Annotated in this window: 14 protein-coding genes and 1 pseudogene; 9 read left to right on the top strand and 6 right to left on the bottom strand. The window is 62.7% G+C overall.

Features of this window, described 5'->3' with window-relative positions; translation table 11 throughout:
- Positions 1-2 precede the first annotated feature (2 nt).
- From ABMD26_RS07535 to ABMD26_RS07520, 4 genes are all read right to left on the bottom strand, one after another.
- Positions 3-728 carry a molecular chaperone gene (locus ABMD26_RS07535; RefSeq protein ID WP_134721691.1) on the bottom strand — a complete coding sequence of 242 codons (726 nt, stop codon included), beginning with the start codon at positions 726-728 and terminating at the stop codon, positions 3-5.
- Positions 729-736: 8 nt separating this feature from the next.
- Positions 737-1,873 carry a hypothetical protein gene (locus ABMD26_RS07530; protein WP_354308806.1) on the bottom strand — a complete coding sequence of 379 codons (1,137 nt, stop codon included), beginning with the start codon at positions 1,871-1,873 and terminating at the stop codon, positions 737-739.
- A gap of 62 nt (positions 1,874-1,935) precedes the next feature.
- Entirely contained in the window at positions 1,936-4,452 is a 2,517-nt protein-coding gene (locus tag ABMD26_RS07525; protein WP_354308804.1) for a TcfC E-set like domain-containing protein, read from the bottom strand.
- Between the two features lie 85 nt (positions 4,453-4,537).
- A complete protein-coding gene (locus ABMD26_RS07520; protein ID WP_134721693.1) occupies positions 4,538-5,020 on the bottom strand; it encodes a CS1 type fimbrial major subunit in 483 nt (160 codons plus the stop codon).
- A 243-nt stretch (positions 5,021-5,263) separates the two neighbouring features.
- Between ABMD26_RS07520 and moaC the strand changes: the two genes are divergently transcribed.
- Genes moaC through moaE form a run of 3 tightly spaced genes read left to right on the top strand, consistent with a single transcriptional unit; the run spans position 5,264 to position 6,427 of the window.
- Positions 5,264-5,737 carry a cyclic pyranopterin monophosphate synthase MoaC gene (gene moaC, locus ABMD26_RS07515; RefSeq protein WP_134721694.1) on the top strand — a complete coding sequence of 158 codons (474 nt, stop codon included), beginning with the start codon at positions 5,264-5,266 and terminating at the stop codon, positions 5,735-5,737.
- Positions 5,734-5,976, top strand: a complete 243-nt coding sequence (locus ABMD26_RS07510; RefSeq protein WP_134721695.1) for a MoaD/ThiS family protein — start codon at positions 5,734-5,736, stop codon at positions 5,974-5,976. Before moaC ends, ABMD26_RS07510 begins: the two co-directional genes overlap by 4 nt.
- A 1-nt stretch (position 5,977) precedes the next feature.
- Positions 5,978-6,427: a molybdopterin synthase catalytic subunit MoaE gene (gene moaE, locus ABMD26_RS07505; protein WP_134721696.1), complete on the top strand. Its 450-nt coding sequence runs from the start codon at positions 5,978-5,980 to the stop codon at positions 6,425-6,427.
- 213 nt (positions 6,428-6,640) lie between these two features.
- Here moaE and rhlB read toward each other — a convergent pair whose 3' ends face one another.
- Together rhlB and ABMD26_RS07495 are read right to left on the bottom strand one after the other, a co-directional pair.
- A complete protein-coding gene (gene rhlB / locus ABMD26_RS07500; protein WP_354308800.1) occupies positions 6,641-8,077 on the bottom strand; it encodes an ATP-dependent RNA helicase RhlB in 1,437 nt (478 codons plus the stop codon).
- 211 nt (positions 8,078-8,288) lie between these two features.
- A pseudogene (locus tag ABMD26_RS07495) lies at positions 8,289-8,946 on the bottom strand (alpha/beta hydrolase).
- Between the two features lie 468 nt (positions 8,947-9,414).
- Here ABMD26_RS07495 and ABMD26_RS07490 point away from each other — a divergent pair.
- The 6 genes from ABMD26_RS07490 to ABMD26_RS07465 all read left to right on the top strand — a co-directional run bounded on the left by ABMD26_RS07490 (position 9,415) and on the right by ABMD26_RS07465 (position 15,532).
- Positions 9,415-10,443 (top strand): amino acid ABC transporter substrate-binding protein, encoded by a 1,029-nt coding sequence (locus ABMD26_RS07490; protein ID WP_049861817.1) that lies wholly within the window; start codon positions 9,415-9,417, stop codon positions 10,441-10,443.
- A 64-nt stretch (positions 10,444-10,507) separates the two neighbouring features.
- The gene (locus ABMD26_RS07485; RefSeq protein WP_049861818.1) at positions 10,508-11,689 is read left to right on the top strand and encodes an amino acid ABC transporter permease; all 1,182 of its coding nucleotides are present in this window, start codon (positions 10,508-10,510) and stop codon (positions 11,687-11,689) included.
- Between the two features lie 10 nt (positions 11,690-11,699).
- The gene (locus ABMD26_RS07480) at positions 11,700-12,797 is read left to right on the top strand and encodes an amino acid ABC transporter permease (RefSeq protein WP_049861819.1); all 1,098 of its coding nucleotides are present in this window, start codon (positions 11,700-11,702) and stop codon (positions 12,795-12,797) included.
- Positions 12,798-12,807: 10 nt separating this feature from the next.
- Complete coding sequence (locus tag ABMD26_RS07475) at positions 12,808-13,572, top strand: amino acid ABC transporter ATP-binding protein (RefSeq protein WP_049861820.1); 765 nt, start codon at positions 12,808-12,810, stop codon at positions 13,570-13,572.
- Positions 13,573-14,002: 430 nt separating this feature from the next.
- Positions 14,003-15,226 (top strand): CynX/NimT family MFS transporter, encoded by a 1,224-nt coding sequence (locus ABMD26_RS07470; protein ID WP_320523487.1) that lies wholly within the window; start codon positions 14,003-14,005, stop codon positions 15,224-15,226.
- A gap of 30 nt (positions 15,227-15,256) precedes the next feature.
- Complete coding sequence (locus tag ABMD26_RS07465) at positions 15,257-15,532, top strand: GIY-YIG nuclease family protein (RefSeq protein WP_134721700.1); 276 nt, start codon at positions 15,257-15,259, stop codon at positions 15,530-15,532.
- The last annotated feature ends 477 nt before the right edge of the window (positions 15,533-16,009 follow it).

Raw genomic sequence — 16,009 nt, 5'->3', positions numbered from 1 at the left:
GTTCAGCCACTGAACTGCACTTCCTCACGTTCCTGACCCTTTTCCAGCACGAACCGATAGATGCGCCCGGCTTCCTTGTCGAACGCCAGGCGCTTGCCGGGCCTGATGTGATGCTTGGTAGGCGGTTTGCAGTCCTTCCCGTCGGGAGCGCAGTCGTTGAAGTGATCGATTACCAGCGTGGCATTTCCGTCGTTGGGGACGACAAAGCGCGTGGCTTCGTGCACCACCTGCGTGGCATAGCGCGTGGGCGCAGGTTTGACGAACACCACCGCGCCGAAGCCTGCGAGGATATTCACGCCGGCCGTCAAGGCGTCGTCGTATTGCTTGGCTTGTTCGGGATTCAAGCCGAAGCCATCGCCGACCTCCGGCAGGACGGGAATGAAACGCAGCCGATAGTAGCGTTCGGCGTCGCGCTTGCCCCGGTACAGCAGCCTTACCTGTTGCATGCCCTGGGCCGGGACTATCAAGCGTGCAGGGCTGGCGATCAGGCTGCGTTCGCCCGCCGGCAGGCCGTCGAGCGACACTTCCGTGGCCTTGCCGTCGGCCCCGTAGACCAGCTCGGCGACGGTTACCTTGACGAAGGCCGTCTGGTCGCCATTGTTGTAGATGCGCTTGAGCGAGGTGCTGCGGCCCTCGTCCAGGTATTCATAGAGGCTGCCGATGTTCAGTTCCGGACCTGCCTGGGCCGGTGGGGTACCAAGGGCAAGCAGTAGCAAAAGGTGTCTCATGGTGAACCTCAAGCGATGGTGGCGTCGTAGATGATGGTGACCGTGCCGCTGTATTTGGCGCCTGGATTGAGCAGCATTTTTGCCGCCTCCGTCCCGCTGACTTCGAAGTGCAGCGTGCCTGGCGCATTAGCGATGTTGCCTGACGGGATGATGGTCTTGGCGCGCGTCAGCCCTTGGCGCAGTGACAGGCGGTTTATCGGCTGGTTGTTGTGGGTGAACGTGCTGGGCAAGGTGAGTTGCGTGTCCATGAGTACATCCTGCACCCCGGAGTTGGGGCGCAACTTGCAGCGCCCGTCGGCGAGGTTGGTCAATTGGCAACTCAGGTATACCCGCACAGGCACGCCCGCCCAGAGCCGCAGGGGGGTATCGTGATAGAGCCGTTCTGGCGCCCGGCTCGAATTCGTCGTCACGCCCCAGCCGCCCTGGGGGATCAATTTGACTTCGGTGCCATTGGCAGGAAGATCCACGCGAATGTCCGGCTGGATCACGAAGCTCACCCGAAAGCGAATGACGTCAGTACTGGCACTGGTCATGTTGCCGAAGTCGAAATCGCGACCCGGCCCGACCAGGTATTCGATAACGCCTTCCCAGCGTCCCGGATCCAGAGACGCTACTGCGGGGAACTGCGGCTGGATACTGACGCCTATCCGGGTGAATTCCGCATTTTCCACATTTACATTGCCGGTTCGGGAGGAATAGCAAGGTGTCGGGTTGTTTCCGCTCAGGACATACCAAAGGTGCTGGGACCAGCCCGCTCCACCGCCGATGCCGCCGAGCGCCCCACATCCACCGGCCGGTTCGGCCAGCACCGTATCGTGGAGCGTTCTGACCCGCTGGCTGAAATAGTTGAAGGTGATCGACATGGTTGCGGTCTGGCCAGAGAGCTGGTTCTGCAAGGTCAGGGACTGGCGCGCCGGGAGCTTGGCATAGACTTTGTTGCGGTAGTCGGCAGAGTTGACATCCACGATCTTGGTATAGGTGATGGGCAGATCGATGCCCCAGTCGCTGGCCGTGCAGTAGGCGCCACCGCCGAACTGATTGCACCACAGCGCTTTCTGGGTGGTATTGATGAATCGGGTACCCTCGATGCGCGCGGTGATGAGCTTTTCGTTCGCCTGCGCCCAGTGACTGAAAAACCAGGACAAAACCAGCAGCGCCAGTTTGCCGATGATGACTGCGGCTGCAGCGGGTCTGTTCGATAGCCGATTCATCCTGCTTCTCTCTCTGAAGCGCCACCCTTGGCGGCTAGACTGTCTGTACTGCATTGCTGGTCGCCGACCAGCAGCACTTCGTTTTCACGCTGGGCGTGTTTCTCGTCCAACTTGATGAAACACAGTCGCGTACCGCTGCGGCGCACTTCCAGGGTGGGCGTCGACTCGCTCATCTCCACCGCGAAGAATCCGTCGGCTTCGGTGAGGCTGCGGCTGGCGTGGTTGATCACCATGGCGCCCTTGATGGGATCGCCGCGGTGGTTGAGCAGGCGGCCCAGCACGGTGACCGTGCGCATCACCCGAATCTTCTGGTAGGTAACACCGCCGCGGTTGAGGTGGTAGCTGAAAGAAGAGGGCTGGATAACCGCCGCGTGGGCATCGGAGCCTTGGAAGTCGAGTTGCACCTGGCCCGGACGATAGGCGCTGGCGGGCATGATGTTGCGGCCTGGGCGCAGCGTGGCGCCGAAGCTGTACGGGCTGTCGGCACGCAGGCTGAGTTCGTCGATGTCGGATTCGACATCGACGATCACCCCCGCTTCGTAAGCCTGAAAGATACCGCTGGCGGCTATCCGTCCACCGTCGGTGGCCAGGGTGCTTTCCAGGTTGAGGCCCCCACTGAGGCCATCGTCCAGAGAAGATTTCTGCAGGTAGGCGTCGCCGTACACGGCGTTGTTCTGAAACTGTGCGTTGGTGGCAAAGCCGGCGCCATAGCGATCGGCGGTGACGGTGCCCGAGACGTTGCGCAGGGTGTGGTGTTGCAGGGCTTGCTGATAGGTCAGCGACACGTTGTGATCACGGCTGCCGTCCTGCGCCGTACGGCTGCCCAGGGTCGCGGCCAGGCGGCGACCGTCCTGGCCCAGGTTGAGGCTCAGGCTGAAGTCGATGCCGCGGTTGCGATGGCCACCGGTTGCCAGTGAGCCAGGGCGATCGAACAGCGAGGTGCGCCAGTTGGCGTCGGAGCCCAACAGCTTGCCGTGGTAGGTCAGGCCCAGGTCGAATGCGTTGCCGCCATACAGGCCGTCGCTGCGGGCGATTCGGGTATTGGCGCTCCAGCGCTGGTCGATGCGGTGCATCCAGGCTGCCGAGGTCTGAATGACCTGCTGGGCGGGCCCCCGCTCGAGCTGTCCGCGCAGCCTGGGGTACTGTTGCCAGCTCTGGCTGCGGCTGAACACCAGATTGCCGGCATCGTAGTTCCACAGTGCCTGCAGATCGTAGCCCTGGCCATGCTGGCCGGTATGAAACAGGTTGGCGTACAGCTTGAGGCTTTGCAGCGCGTCCCAGTCGGCCGACAGGCCGTACTGGTCGAAACCTCGTACACGTTGCACCGAGCCGCCCAGTACCACCCGTGAGTGGGCCAGGTAGTTGAACAAGGCCCCGGCGCTCAGCCCGTTGGCACGCTCCTCGTCCCAGTTGCTGAGCAGGGTGCTGCGTCGGCCCAGGTACAGGTTGTAGCGCCAACGCTCGTCCGGATTGCTCCAGTTCAACGGCTTGTAGATGAAGGCCTCGCTGCTGGAGGTCACACGACCGTCTTCGAGCACGCGTACTTCGACATCGTAGATGCCGCCAGGCAGTACCTTGGTGTCGATGGCTTGCAGCCCCGGCTGGACCGGCTGGCTATTGATCAGCACACCGCCGCGGTAGATCTCCACCACCCCGGCGCGCGAAGGGGTCACGTAGATCGGCGTGGCACTGGGGGTGGTACTGCTGACCGCCAGGCTGTCGCTGCTGCCATACATGATGCCCAGTGCGGTGTCCGGGCTGTCGCCCAGGGTTCGAGGCTGGCGCGCCAGGCCTTGCGAGTCGGGCATGAAGTAACCCAGGCGATAGAAGTGGTTCTCTATCAGGCGTTCGGCGTACAACTGGTCGACACGCCGCCGGGTGCCCTGACGGCTGTCCTGGCTGCGATCGGCCTGGAACTGCCCCAGCGCCGTCCAGTCGCCGATGCTGCCCTGACCTTGCAGGGCATAGCGACCTGCCTGATCGCGCTGTCCGGCCGTGAGATTGAGTTGGTTACGCAGAATCAAGCCTTGGCTGCCGTGCTCGGGCAGGGCGTGATAGCGTTGCGCGTCGCTGCTGCGTTCGACCGACCGAGTCAGGATCGACAGGCGCGAGTCGTGCAGGCTGTAATGCAAGGCAAGCAATTGGTTTCGACAGTCGCTGATGCAGGTCCCCAGTGGCACCGGTTCGGCGAGCTGGTCCGTCCACCGTTGGCGAAGCGACTGTGTCGAAGACTGGCCGTCCGTGTCGACGAATTCGAGGAGCTGGACGCGATCCTTGCGATCGAGCGCGATCAACGCCTCACCCAGAGGCTCGCCGTCGAGATCGACACGGACGGCCAGCGGAACGTCGAAGAAGTGCTCGTTGAATTCGGCGGGCAAGCCTTGCGCCTGGCTCAGCACACCCACCGGACCTGCAGCCGGCGTGATGGCCATGGCCCAACCCGGCAGGAGAGTCAGCGCCAGCAACGAAGCGATGCGCGCACCGCTTGGCATCCAGAGGGCATGTGCAGTCATGGGTATCACAAAGTCTTGGGCCAGCCGATGTCGCGCAGGCAACAACGGCGGCCGTATGAACGAGAACGAGGGAGTCGGGCTGTGATCAGGCCGGATCAGGGGTTTCGAACACCAGGTTGACGATGCCCTGATAGGTGCCCGGTACATAGCCGGCGGTCGGCTTGGTGCCTGCAGTGACGAGGAAGTCGACCACGGTGCCGGCGGCGGAATCGGCCACGTTGGATACGGTTTCAGGGCTGGTGCTCAGGCGGCGGCCGGCGATGCTCACGTCCAGACCAATGGTGTTGCTGCCGCTGCTCATGGAAGGCGCCGTCAGCAGCTTGGCCTTGATTTCGCCGGTGGTGCTTTTCATGGTCAGCTGCTTGCGGATGGGTTCCAGGCTGCCGTCGACAGGCTTGAAGCTCATTTTCTGCGGCTCGTTCATCCAGTTGCCACCCAGTGGCTCGACGATGAACTTGTCGGTCGGAACGATGGCGGTCACGGTAACGGTATGGTCGATACGCTGAACGGCAAGAGCGGGGGTGGCGATCAAGATGGCCAGGGGCAGGGCGAGCAATGAGGATTTCATCGGGTAAAACTCCTTTATTTCAAGATGGGCAGCAGGTGCGCGCTGCGTGTTGAACGGGCCATGAGCCGAGTCCTGATGGCTTCGGTTGGCGTCGCGAGGAGAATTCTGCCGAGTGGCGGGCGATGAAAAAGTCAGATGCTTCCCAAGTTTTGGAGGATTAGTCCTACAAAAGGACGTTTTAGGTTTTGCGCAACCTACCGCTTGCGGGGCTACAATCGCTGCTCCCGAAACAGGAGTAAGGCTGTGCTGACCCATCTCGATTCCCAAGGCCGCGCGCACATGGTGGATGTCACCGAAAAGGCTGTGACCTCACGCGAAGCCGTGGCCCAGGCGCGTGTTCGCATGCTGCCGCCGACGCTGCGCATGATCGTCGAAGGTGAGCATCCCAAAGGTGATGTGTTCGCCGTGGCGCGTATCGCCGGCATTCAGGCAGCGAAGAAAACCAGTGACCTCATTCCCCTGTGCCATCCCCTGATGCTGACCGGTGTGAAGGTCGAGTTGGTGGCCGACGGCGAGGACAGCGTCCTGATTACCGCGCGCTGTAAGCTGGCCGGGCAGACCGGGGTCGAGATGGAGGCACTGACGGCGGCGAGTGTCGCGGCCCTGACGATCTACGACATGTGCAAGGCAGTCGACCGGGGCATGGTCATCGAGCAAGTGCGCCTGTTGGAGAAGCAAGGCGGCAAGAGTGGGCATTTCAAGGCGGATGCATCATGAATTGCAAGGTGCTGTATTTCGCCCGCTATCGCGAATTGCTGGGGGTAGCTGAGGAAGTGGTAAAAGGCGAGTTCGCCAATGTCGAGACGCTGCGTGAATTCCTCATCCTGCGCGGCGATCGCGAAGTGCTCGGTGAAAAGGGCCTGATGTGCGCTCGTAACCAGGAGATGTGTGGGTTGAACGAGCCGCTGCTTGACGGCGATGAAGTGGCATTCTTTCCAACCGTGACCGGAGGCTGACATGAGCGTTCGCGTACAGCACGAAGCTTTCGACCCGGGCGCCGAGCTCAACGCCTTGCATCAGACCAATACCGGGGTGGGCGCCGTGGTGGGTTTCGTTGGCTACGTGCGCGATTTCAATGACGGGCTCGAAGTGCGCGGGATGTTGCTGGAACACTACCCCGGCATGACCGAGAAGGCCTTGGACAAGATCGTTCTGGAAGCGGCGCAGCGTTGGCCGTTGCTGAAACTGGAGATCCTGCATCGTGTCGGTGCGCTGGAACCGGGTGAGCCGATCGTGTTCGTCGGTGTGGCCAGCGCCCATCGTCAGGCGGCGTTTCAGGCCTGTGATTTCGTCATGGACTATCTCAAGACCCGCGCGCCGTTCTGGAAAAAGGAGAACACCGAGGATGGCCCGCGCTGGGTGCAGGGGCGTGAAAGCGACGAGCAGGCGGCCCAGCGCTGGGAGTGATCTGAAAGTCGGCAGTGGCCTTTTCGCGGGCAGAGCCCGCTCCCACAAGAGGGCGGCGCTGTGGAGCGGGTGTACCGCGGTGAGGCCTTCGCGGGCAGAGCCCGCTCCCACAAGAGGGGGGCGCTGTGGAGCGGGTGGACCGCGGTGAGGCCTTCGCGGGCAGAGCCCGCTCCCACAAGAGGCTTCGCGGCCGCGGACCGCTCCTACGGGGGGTCAGGAGCGCTTGCGTTCCACCGGTTTCAACAGCTCGGCTGATGGCATTTCGAAGTTGATCTTGCGGCCCAGCAGCGCTTCGATCGAAGGCAGTTGGTAGGAATCGTCTTCGCCTGCGAAGCTGATCGAGACGCCACTGGTGCCGGCCCGGCCCGTACGACCGATGCGGTGAACGTAGTCATCCGGCACTTCGGGCAGGGTGAAATTGATCACATGGCTGATGCCATCGATATGGATGCCACGGCCTGCCACATCGGTGGCCACCAGCACGCGGATCTTGCCTTCGCGAAACTCCTCCAGCGTCTTGATGCGCTTGTGTTGCGGCACATCGCCGGACAGCTGCGCGGCATTCACACCGTCGCGCACCAGGCGCTCTTCGATCCGGCGCACCTCGTCCTTGCGGTTGGCAAACACGATCACGCGCTCCCAATCGTTACCGGTGACCAGGTTGTACAGCAGCGTGTACTTGTCGCTGCCGGCGACGGCGTACACGTGTTGCTCGACGGTTTCGCTGGCGACGTTTTCCGGCTCGATCTCGACGATGGCCGGATCGGTGGTCCACTGCTGGGCCAGGTTCATCACGTCTTCGGTGAAGGTGGCCGAGAACAGCAGGGTCTGGCGCTCCTGCTTGGGCGGCGTCTGACGAATGATCTGCCGCACCTGGGGGATGAAGCCCATGTCGAGCATGCGGTCGGCTTCATCGAGCACCATCACCTCGACCATGTCCAGGTGCACTTCACTGCGCTGGTTGAAGTCCAGCAGGCGACCGGGGGTGGCGACCAGAATGTCGCAGTGACGGGCTTCGAGCTGCTTGAGTTGCTTGTCGAAGTCCATGCCGCCGACAAACGTCATCACGTTCAGACCGGTGTACTTGGTCAGGCCTGCGGCGTCCTTGGCGATCTGCACCACCAGCTCGCGGGTGGGCGCGATGATCAGCGCGCGCGGCTCGCCCATGAAGCGTTCCTTGGGCGGAGGCGTCTGCTGCAACTGGGAGATGATCGACACGAGGAAGGCGGCGGTCTTGCCGGTGCCGGTCTGGGCACGGCCGATGGCGTCGCGGCCCTTGAGGGTATAACCCAGCACCTGCGCCTGGATCGGCGTGCAATAGGGGAAACCGAGGTCGTGGATGGCGTGCATCAGCTCGTCGGTGAGCGCGAAGTCGTGGAAGCGGGTCTTGCCTTCCTGCGGGGCGACCTGAAAGTCGGCGCGGTTCCAGGCCGGTACCACAGGCTTGGGCGGGCGAGGGCGGCGGGGCGTTTCGACGATGATGGGTGCAGCGGCTGCTGCCGGTTCAGGGCTGGCGGCCGGTGCATCCGCCGCAGTAGCCGGCGGGGTCGATTCTTCAGTGTCGACGGGTAGCGCGCGGGTGGCGCCAGTGTCGGCAGCAAGCGGCTGTGCGTCGCTCTTGCCAAACATCTTCTTGAGTGCTTTGAGCACGGGCTTCTCATCGATTGGTTAAGGAATGTGCGTCAGGCAGTGTAATGCAAGAATCGCGCACGACGGTAGAAGAGTGCTGGATGTGGGAAAGGCGGGTGAAGGGTGTACCGATGTATGGCAGATACACCAGGGTGCCTGGTTCGCGGCCAATGACCGCTCCTACGGGGGACGTGTAGGAGCGGTCATTGGCCGTGAATGGCCTGCCTGTGGGTCAGTGCAACCGCTGCGCCAACCACTCGCCGATATCGGCGATCTCTTGCGGTAACACTTGGTGACCCATGGGGTATTCCCGCCACGCTGCGTCCACGCCCCAGCCTTTGAGGTGTTCATAAGCACTGCGGCCCATGGCATTGATCACCACCTCGTCGTTCTGCCCATGCAGGCAGAGTGCCGGGGTGCGCTGCTGGCTCGCGGCCAGTTCGACTTTTTCGTCGAAGGTCGGCGCATAGGTCGACAGCGCCAGGACCCCGCCCAACGGTCCTGTCCAGGTGATGTAGGCCGTATGCAGGACCACCGCGCCACCTTGGGAAAACCCGGCGATGAAGATTCGCTCCGGCGCGATCCCGCTGGCCTGCTGTTCCTCGATCAGGCCGCAAAGCATCTGCGCAGACGCCTCCAACTGACCTTGGTCGATCGCCCGTGCCGGACTCATGGCGATGATGTTGTACCAGCTGGGCATGGCATAGCCGCCATTGATGGTGACCGCGCCGGGTCGGCGCCTGGGGCAGTACGAAGCGCGTGCCGTGCAGGCGTTGCTGCAGGGCTTCTGCTACCGGCAGGAAGTCGTATCTGTCCGCGCCCAGGCCGTGCAGCCAGATGACACAGGCGTCGGCGGTGTGGTTCGGTTCGATGATCAGGGGGTCAGTCATGGTTGCTCCGTTGTGGGGCGCCCGCTCTGTTTGAGTGCAGTGCGACGGGGCGCGATGGTGCGATCTCTGAAGAAGATGTCGCAAGGCTACAAGTTTTTCTATTGACGCGCACTTAAACGCTTTCCGGATTCACTCTGGTACGAGGCTTGCTATGTAACTGGCGTAATACCAGCATCCTCATCGGCGGTAACACTATAGAGCCCTTCGGAACTGACGCAGAGCAGTCCATCAGGGTTGTAGCAGAATCGGTCGATGATCGCGAAAGACGCCGCAGGCCACTGCGTCGGACCTTGCGGGGAGCGGGGGCAAGCGTTGCATATCCCGGTCGCGCCATCTGGCCACTCGGGTTCATCACTTGTATTGCGATTGATGCTTGACCCAACAACTAGCCGACACGGGTCGATACCGCCTCATTTAGGTGCAGCGCAATTCAAGCTCGGACACAACAAGAGCAACTGGAGGTTTTGAATGAAGATGTTGAAATCCACCCTGGCTGTACTGACCGCTGCGACCGTCCTGGGCGTGAGCAGCTTCGCTCAGGCGGGTGCCACTCTGGACGCCATCCAGAAGAAAGGTTTCGTACAGTGCGGCGTCTCCGACGGCCTGCCGGGTTTCTCCGTTCCTGATGCTTCGGGCAAGATCGTCGGTATCGACGCCGACGTCTGCCGCGCCGTCGCCGCCGCTGTGTTCGGCGACGCCACCAAGGTCAAGTTCAGCCAGCTGAACGCCAAGGAGCGTTTCACCGCGCTGCAGTCCGGTGAAATCGACATCCTGTCGCGCAACACCACCTGGACCAGCTCCCGCGATGCGGGCATGGGCATGGTCTTCGCCGGCGTGACCTACTACGACGGCATCGGCTTCCTGGTGAACAACAAGCTGGGCGTGAAAAGCGCCAAGGAACTGGACGGTGCAACCATCTGCATCCAGGCCGGTACCACCACCGAACTGAACGTGTCCGACTACTTCCGCGGCAATGGCCTGAAGTACACCCCGATCACGTTCGACACCTCCGACGAAAGCGCCAAGTCCCTGGAAGGCGGCCGTTGCGACGTACTGACCTCCGACAAGTCGCAGCTGTTCGCCCAGCGCAGCAAGCTGGCAGCACCGAACGACTACATCGTGCTGCCGGAAACCATTTCCAAGGAGCCTCTGGGCCCAGTGGTACGCCGTGGCGACGAAGACTGGCTGGCAATCGTCAAGTGGACCCTGTTCGCTCAGCTCAACGCCGAAGAAGCTGGCGTGACCTCGAAGAACGTGGAAGCCGAAGCCAAGTCGACCAAGAACCCCGACGTGGCTCGTCTGCTGGGCGCCGATGGCGAATACGGCAAGGACCTGAAACTGCCGAAGGACTGGGTGGTACAGATCGTCAAGCAGGTCGGCAACTACGGTGAAATGTTCGAGCGCAACCTGGGCGCGAACACCCCGCTGAAGATCGACCGTGGCCAGAACGCTCTGTGGAACGCTGGCGGTATCCAGTACGCACCACCCGTACGCTGATCGGCCCTGCGCCTGACGGCACGTTGCCGTCAGGCGCTGTTCTCCCTCTCTCCTGGGGCTTTCCATGCAAAATCAAATCGGCGCACCCAAGCAGGGCCTGTCCCTGACTGATCCACGTGTGCGTGCGTGGCTTTTCCAGATCATCACCATTGTGGCGGTGGTCGGTATGGGCTGGTTTCTGTTCAACAACACACAGACCAACCTGCAACACCGGGGCATCACTTCCGGTTTCGACTTTCTCGAACGCAGTGCCGGCTTCGGCATTGCCCAACACCTGATCGACTACACTGAATCGGACAGCTACGCGCGCGTGTTCCTGATCGGCCTGCTCAACACCCTGCTGGTGTCGATCATCGGCATCATCCTGGCAACCCTGCTGGGTTTCGTGATCGGTGTGGCTCGGCTGTCGCCCAACTTCATGATCAACAAGCTGGCGACGGTCTATATCGAGGTGTTCCGCAATATCCCGCCACTGCTGCAGATCCTGTTCTGGTACTTCGCGGTGTTTCTGACGCTGCCTGGGCCGCGCGCCGCCCATGGCTTCATGGACAGCTTCTACGTCAGCAGCCGCGGCCTGAACATGCCGGCTGCGCTGGCTGCACCGGGCTTCTGGCCGTTCGTGATCAGCGTCATCCTGGCCATCGTCGGCATCGTGCTGATGTCCAAATGGGCCACCAAGCGCTTCGAGGCCACCGGCGAGCCGTTCCACAAGTTCTGGGTGGGCCTGGCGATCCTCATCGTCGTGCCGGCCCTGTGCTCGTTGATCTTCGGCGCTCCGGTGCATTGGGAAAAACCCGAGCTCAAGGGCTTCAACTTCGTCGGCGGTTGGGTATTGATCCCGGAACTGCTGGCCCTGACCCTGGCCCTGACCGTGTACACCGCGGCGTTCATCGCCGAGATCGTGCGTTCGGGCATCAAGTCGGTCAGCCACGGCCAGACCGAAGCGGCCCACTCGCTGGGGCTGCGCAACGGCCCGACCCTGCGCAAGGTGATCATCCCGCAGGCCCTGCGCGTGATCATTCCGCCACTGACCAGCCAATACCTGAACCTGGCGAAGAACTCGTCGCTGGCCGCCGGTATCGGTTACCCGGAAATGGTTTCGCTGTTCGCCGGTACCGTGCTCAACCAGACGGGGCAGGCGATCGAAGTCATTGCCATCACCATGAGCGTGTACCTGGCGATCAGTATCAGCATTTCCCTGCTGATGAACTGGTACAACAAGCGCATTGCGCTGATCGAACGGTGAGGATAAGCGCATGACGACCCATATTTTCAAACCCGACCAGCCACCACCGAGCAAAGTGTTCGGCCCGGTCGCGTGGATGCGCCAGAACCTGTTCTCCAGCTGGCTCAACACCCTGCTGACGCTGTTGTCGCTGTACCTGATCTGGCTGATCGTGCCACCCCTGTTGAACTGGTCGATCTTCGACGCGAACTGGGTCGGCACCACCCGTGCCGACTGCACCAAGGAAGGCGCGTGCTGGGTGTTCATCCAGCAACGGTTCGGCCAGTTCATGTATGGCTATTACCCGCCCGAGCTGCGCTGGCGCGTCGACCTGACTGTCTGGCTGGCGGTCCTGGGTGTGGCGCCGCTGTTCATGTCGCGGTTCAAGCGCAAGGCGGTCTATGGCATCGGTTTCCTGGTGCTTTACCCGGTCATCGCCTACTTCCTGCTGCACGGCGGGGCGTTCGGCATGCCGACCGTTGCCACCAGCCAGTGGGGCGGCCTGATGCTGACCCTGGTGATCGCCACCGTGGGCATCGCCGGCGCCTTGCCGTTGGGGATTCTGCTGGCCCTGGGCCGTCGCTCGAAAATGCCGGCGGTGAAGGTGGTCTGCGTGACCTTCATCGAGTTCTGGCGCGGCGTGCCGTTGATCACCGTGCTGTTCATGTCCTCGGTGATGCTGCCGCTGTTCCTGCCTGAAGGCATGAACTTCGACAAGCTGCTGCGCGCGTTGATCGGCGTGATCCTGTTCCAGTCGGCCTATGTGGCCGAGGTGGTGCGCGGTGGCATGCAGGCCATTCCCAAGGGGCAGTACGAGGCCGCTTCGGCCATGGCGCTGGGCTACTGGCGCAGCATGGGCCTGGTGATCCTGCCGCAGGCCCTGAAGATGGTCATTCCGGGCATCGTCAACACCTTCATTGCATTGTTCAAGGACACCAGCCTGGTGATCATCATCGGCCTATTCGACCTGCTCAACAGCGTCAAGCAGGCGGCAGCCGACCCCGCATGGCTGGGCATGGCGACCGAGGGCTACGTGTTCGCAGCCCTGGTGTTCTGGATCTTCTGTTTCGGTATGTCCCGCTACTCCATGCACCTGGAGCGCAAGCTGGACACTGGCCACAAGCGTTAGGAGCTTAATCATGAGTGAAGCGATCAAGAAACCGGCCGGCGCTCCGGGCATCATCCAGATGCAAGGCGTGAACAAGTGGTACGGCCAGTTCCACGTGCTCAAGGACATCAACCTGAACGTGACCCAGGGCGAGCGTATCGTGTTGTGCGGGCCTTCGGGTTCGGGCAAGTCGACCACCATTCGTTGCCTGAATCGTCTGGAAGAGCATCAGAAGGGCACCATCATCGTCGACGGCGTGGAGCTGACCAACGATCTCAAGCAGATCGAAACGGTACGTCGCGAAGTGGGCATGGTGTTCCAGCACTTCAACCTGTTCCCGCACCTGACCATCCTGCAGAACTGCACGCTGGCGCCGATGTGGGTGCGCAAGATGCCCAAGCGCCAGGCCGAGGAAATCGCCATGCATTACCTGGAGCGCGTACGCATTCCGGAGCAGGCGCACAAGTTTCCCGGTCAGTTGTCCGGTGGTCAGCAACAGCGTGTGGCCATTGCTCGGGCGCTGTGCATGAAGCCCAAGATCATGCTGTTCGACGAACCGACTTCGGCGCTCGACCCGGAAATGGTCAAGGAAGTGCTCGACACCATGATAGGCCTGGCCGAGGATGGCATGACCATGCTCTGCGTGACCCACGAAATGGGCTTCGCCCGCACCGTGGCGAACCGGGTGATCTTCATGGACAAGGGGGAGATCGTCGAACAGGCCGCGCCGAACGACTTCTTCGACAACCCGCAGAGTGACCGGACGCGGATGTTCTTGAGCCAGATCCTGCACTGATCACCGTTTGCAGCAAACCAAAAACCCGGGCCTTTGCCCGGGTTTTTTCGTTTCAGGTCTGCTGCACCGCAGCGCCTGCTTCGCGGGCAGAGCCCGCTCCCACAGGGGATCCGCTGCCTGCGGGCCTGCTTTGAACCTGTTGTGGGCCTGTTGTGGGAGCGGGCTCTGCCCGCGAAGGGCGCACTGCGGTTCACCTGACATACCACAGCGTCTGCTTCGCGGCCGATGACCGCTCCTACGGGTTGCCCGGATACCTGTGGGAGCGGGCTCTGCCCGCGAAGGGCGCACTGCGGTCTGAAGGGCACACTGCCAGCCAGGTATTTGCCATTGCTGGCAATAGGCTCTACGCTTCCTCGTTCAAAGCCGTATCCAAGAGACCACCAGGCATTCCCGTCCTGGCAATGGTCCGCACTTTCGTTTCTGGACTTTTATGCCTACTGCCAACTGTACCCCTTCGAGTCGCGATATCGTCACGCCGCTGCATAAACCCTGGTTGCTGATCCTTGGTCTGGTGCTGGTGGCGCTCAACCTGCGTCCGGCTCTGTCGAGCATGGCGCCGTTGCTTGCGCAGGTCTCTGCCAGCCTCGGTCTGAGCGGCTCGACGGCCGGTCTGCTGACCACGCTCCCGGTTCTGTGCCTGGGCCTTTTCGCGCCCCTGGCGCCCCTGCTGGCTCGCCGCTTCGACAGCGAGCGCGTGGTCCTTGGCGTGTTGCTCGTGCTGGCGGCCGGCATCGCTTTGCGCAGTCAGTTGGGCATCTGGGGCTTGTTCATCGGCAGCCTGGTGGCCGGTGGCAGTATCGGGATCATCGGCGTGCTGCTGCCCGGTATCGTCAAGCGCGACTTCGCCCGACAGGCCGGTACGATGACCGGCGTCTACACCATGGCGTTGTGCCTGGGAGCGGCATTGGCGGCCGGTTCGAGCGTTCCGCTGAGCCAGTATTTCGATGACAGCTGGCGCATCGGTCTGGCGTTCTGGATGGTGCCGGCTTTGCTGGCTGCGGTGTTCTGGTGGCCGCAGACGCGACAGAAGCATGGTGTGCAGCGCGCTCGCTATCGCGTGACCGGGCTGCTTCGTGATCCGTTGGCGTGGCAGGTCACGCTGTTCATGGGGCTGCAGTCGTCGTTGGCGTACATTGTCTTCGGCTGGTTGCCGTCGATCCTCATCGGGCGCGGGTTGTCGGCTGCCGAGGCGGGGCTGGTCATGTCATTCTCGATCATCGTGCAGTTGCCCAGCGCGTTGACCGTGCCATGGCTGGCCACCCGCGGCCGTGATCAGCGCCTGCCGATTCTCGCCGTGATGGCGCTGAGCCTGGCTGGGTTGTTCGGCTTGCTTTACGCACCGCTGGGCGGGATGTGGGGCTGGGCGATCGTGCTGGGTTTGGGGCAGGGCGGCGTGTTCGCGCTGGCACTGACCTTGATCGTGCTGCGCTCGCGCGATGCCCATGTGGCGGCCAATCTGTCGAGCATGGCCCAGGGCGTGGGCTACACCATCGCGTCGATGGGGCCTTTCGCGGTCGGTCTGGTGCACGACATGACGGGTGGGTGGGGCGCAGTGGGTTGGGTGTTCGCCGTCATCGGCGTCGCCGCCACGGCCGCCGGCATGGGGGCCGGGCGCACGCTGCATGTGCAGGCCATGGCGACCAAGGTGGAGTGATATTGCTTGCACACAGGCGCTGCTGAATCGATGACCGCCATCACGCCAGCCAAGCCCTGGTATGTCTACCTGGTGCGCGCGGCGAATGGCTCGCTTTACTGCGGCATCAGTGACGATCCGCAGCGCCGTTTCGCCAAGCACCAGAGTGGGAAGGGCGCGCGGTTCTTCCTGTCCAGCCCGGCAGTGGCGTTGGTTTACGTGGAAGCATGGCCAAGCAAAAGCGAAGCCTTGCGCCACGAACGGCTGATCAAGCGCCTGCGCAAGCCCGCCAAGGAACACCTCGTAGCCACATTCACCCCCCTGTAGCAGCGGCGCGAGCCGCGTCCGGCCTCATCGCGTCCATTCAGGCACACCGCATACACCGCCGACGCGGCTTGCGCCGCTGCTACAGGGATCGCGTGCCCTTGTAGCAGCGGCGCGAGCCGCGTCCGGCTTCACCGCGTTCATTCAGGCACACCGCATACACCGCCGACGCGGCTTGCGCCGCTGCTACAGAGATCGCGTATCCCTGTAGCAGCGGCGCGAGCCGCGTCCGGCTTCATCGCGTTCATCCAGGCACACCGCGTGCAACGCCGACGCGGCTTGCGCCGCTGCTACGGGGATCGCGAGCCGCGTTCGGGGTTGTGCGTTCGTTCAGGCATACCGCATGCGCCGCCGACGCGGCTTGCGCCGCTGCTACGGAGATCGCGTACCCCTGTAGCAGCGGCGCGAGCCGCGTCCGGCTTCACCGCGTTCATCCAGGCACACCGCGTGCACCGCCGACGCGGCTTGCGCCGCTGCTAC

This window comes from Pseudomonas sp. PvP001, assembly GCF_040546375.1.
In the GTDB taxonomy this organism is placed as follows: Bacteria; Pseudomonadota; Gammaproteobacteria; order Pseudomonadales; family Pseudomonadaceae; genus Aquipseudomonas; species Aquipseudomonas coleopterorum.
The sequence above is the reverse complement of the archived record's forward strand: the minus strand, read 5'-3'. Positions and strand labels throughout refer to the sequence as shown.

Coding starts and splice junctions, on each gene's coding strand:
- ABMD26_RS07535 (WP_134721691.1), bottom strand. CDS start 728: ATGAGACACCTTTTGCTACTGCTTGCCCTTGGTACCCCACCGGCCCAG.
- ABMD26_RS07525 (WP_354308804.1), bottom strand. CDS start 4,452: ATGACTGCACATGCCCTCTGGATGCCAAGCGGTGCGCGCATCGCTTCG.
- ABMD26_RS07520 (WP_134721693.1), bottom strand. CDS start 5,020: ATGAAATCCTCATTGCTCGCCCTGCCCCTGGCCATCTTGATCGCCACC.
- ABMD26_RS07510 (WP_134721695.1), top strand. CDS start 5,734: ATGAATTGCAAGGTGCTGTATTTCGCCCGCTATCGCGAATTGCTGGGG.
- moaE (WP_134721696.1), top strand. CDS start 5,978: ATGAGCGTTCGCGTACAGCACGAAGCTTTCGACCCGGGCGCCGAGCTC.
- ABMD26_RS07490 (WP_049861817.1), top strand. CDS start 9,415: ATGAAGATGTTGAAATCCACCCTGGCTGTACTGACCGCTGCGACCGTC.
- ABMD26_RS07485 (WP_049861818.1), top strand. CDS start 10,508: ATGCAAAATCAAATCGGCGCACCCAAGCAGGGCCTGTCCCTGACTGAT.
- ABMD26_RS07480 (WP_049861819.1), top strand. CDS start 11,700: ATGACGACCCATATTTTCAAACCCGACCAGCCACCACCGAGCAAAGTG.
- ABMD26_RS07475 (WP_049861820.1), top strand. CDS start 12,808: ATGAGTGAAGCGATCAAGAAACCGGCCGGCGCTCCGGGCATCATCCAG.
- ABMD26_RS07470 (WP_320523487.1), top strand. CDS start 14,003: ATGCCTACTGCCAACTGTACCCCTTCGAGTCGCGATATCGTCACGCCG.
- ABMD26_RS07465 (WP_134721700.1), top strand. CDS start 15,257: ATGACCGCCATCACGCCAGCCAAGCCCTGGTATGTCTACCTGGTGCGC.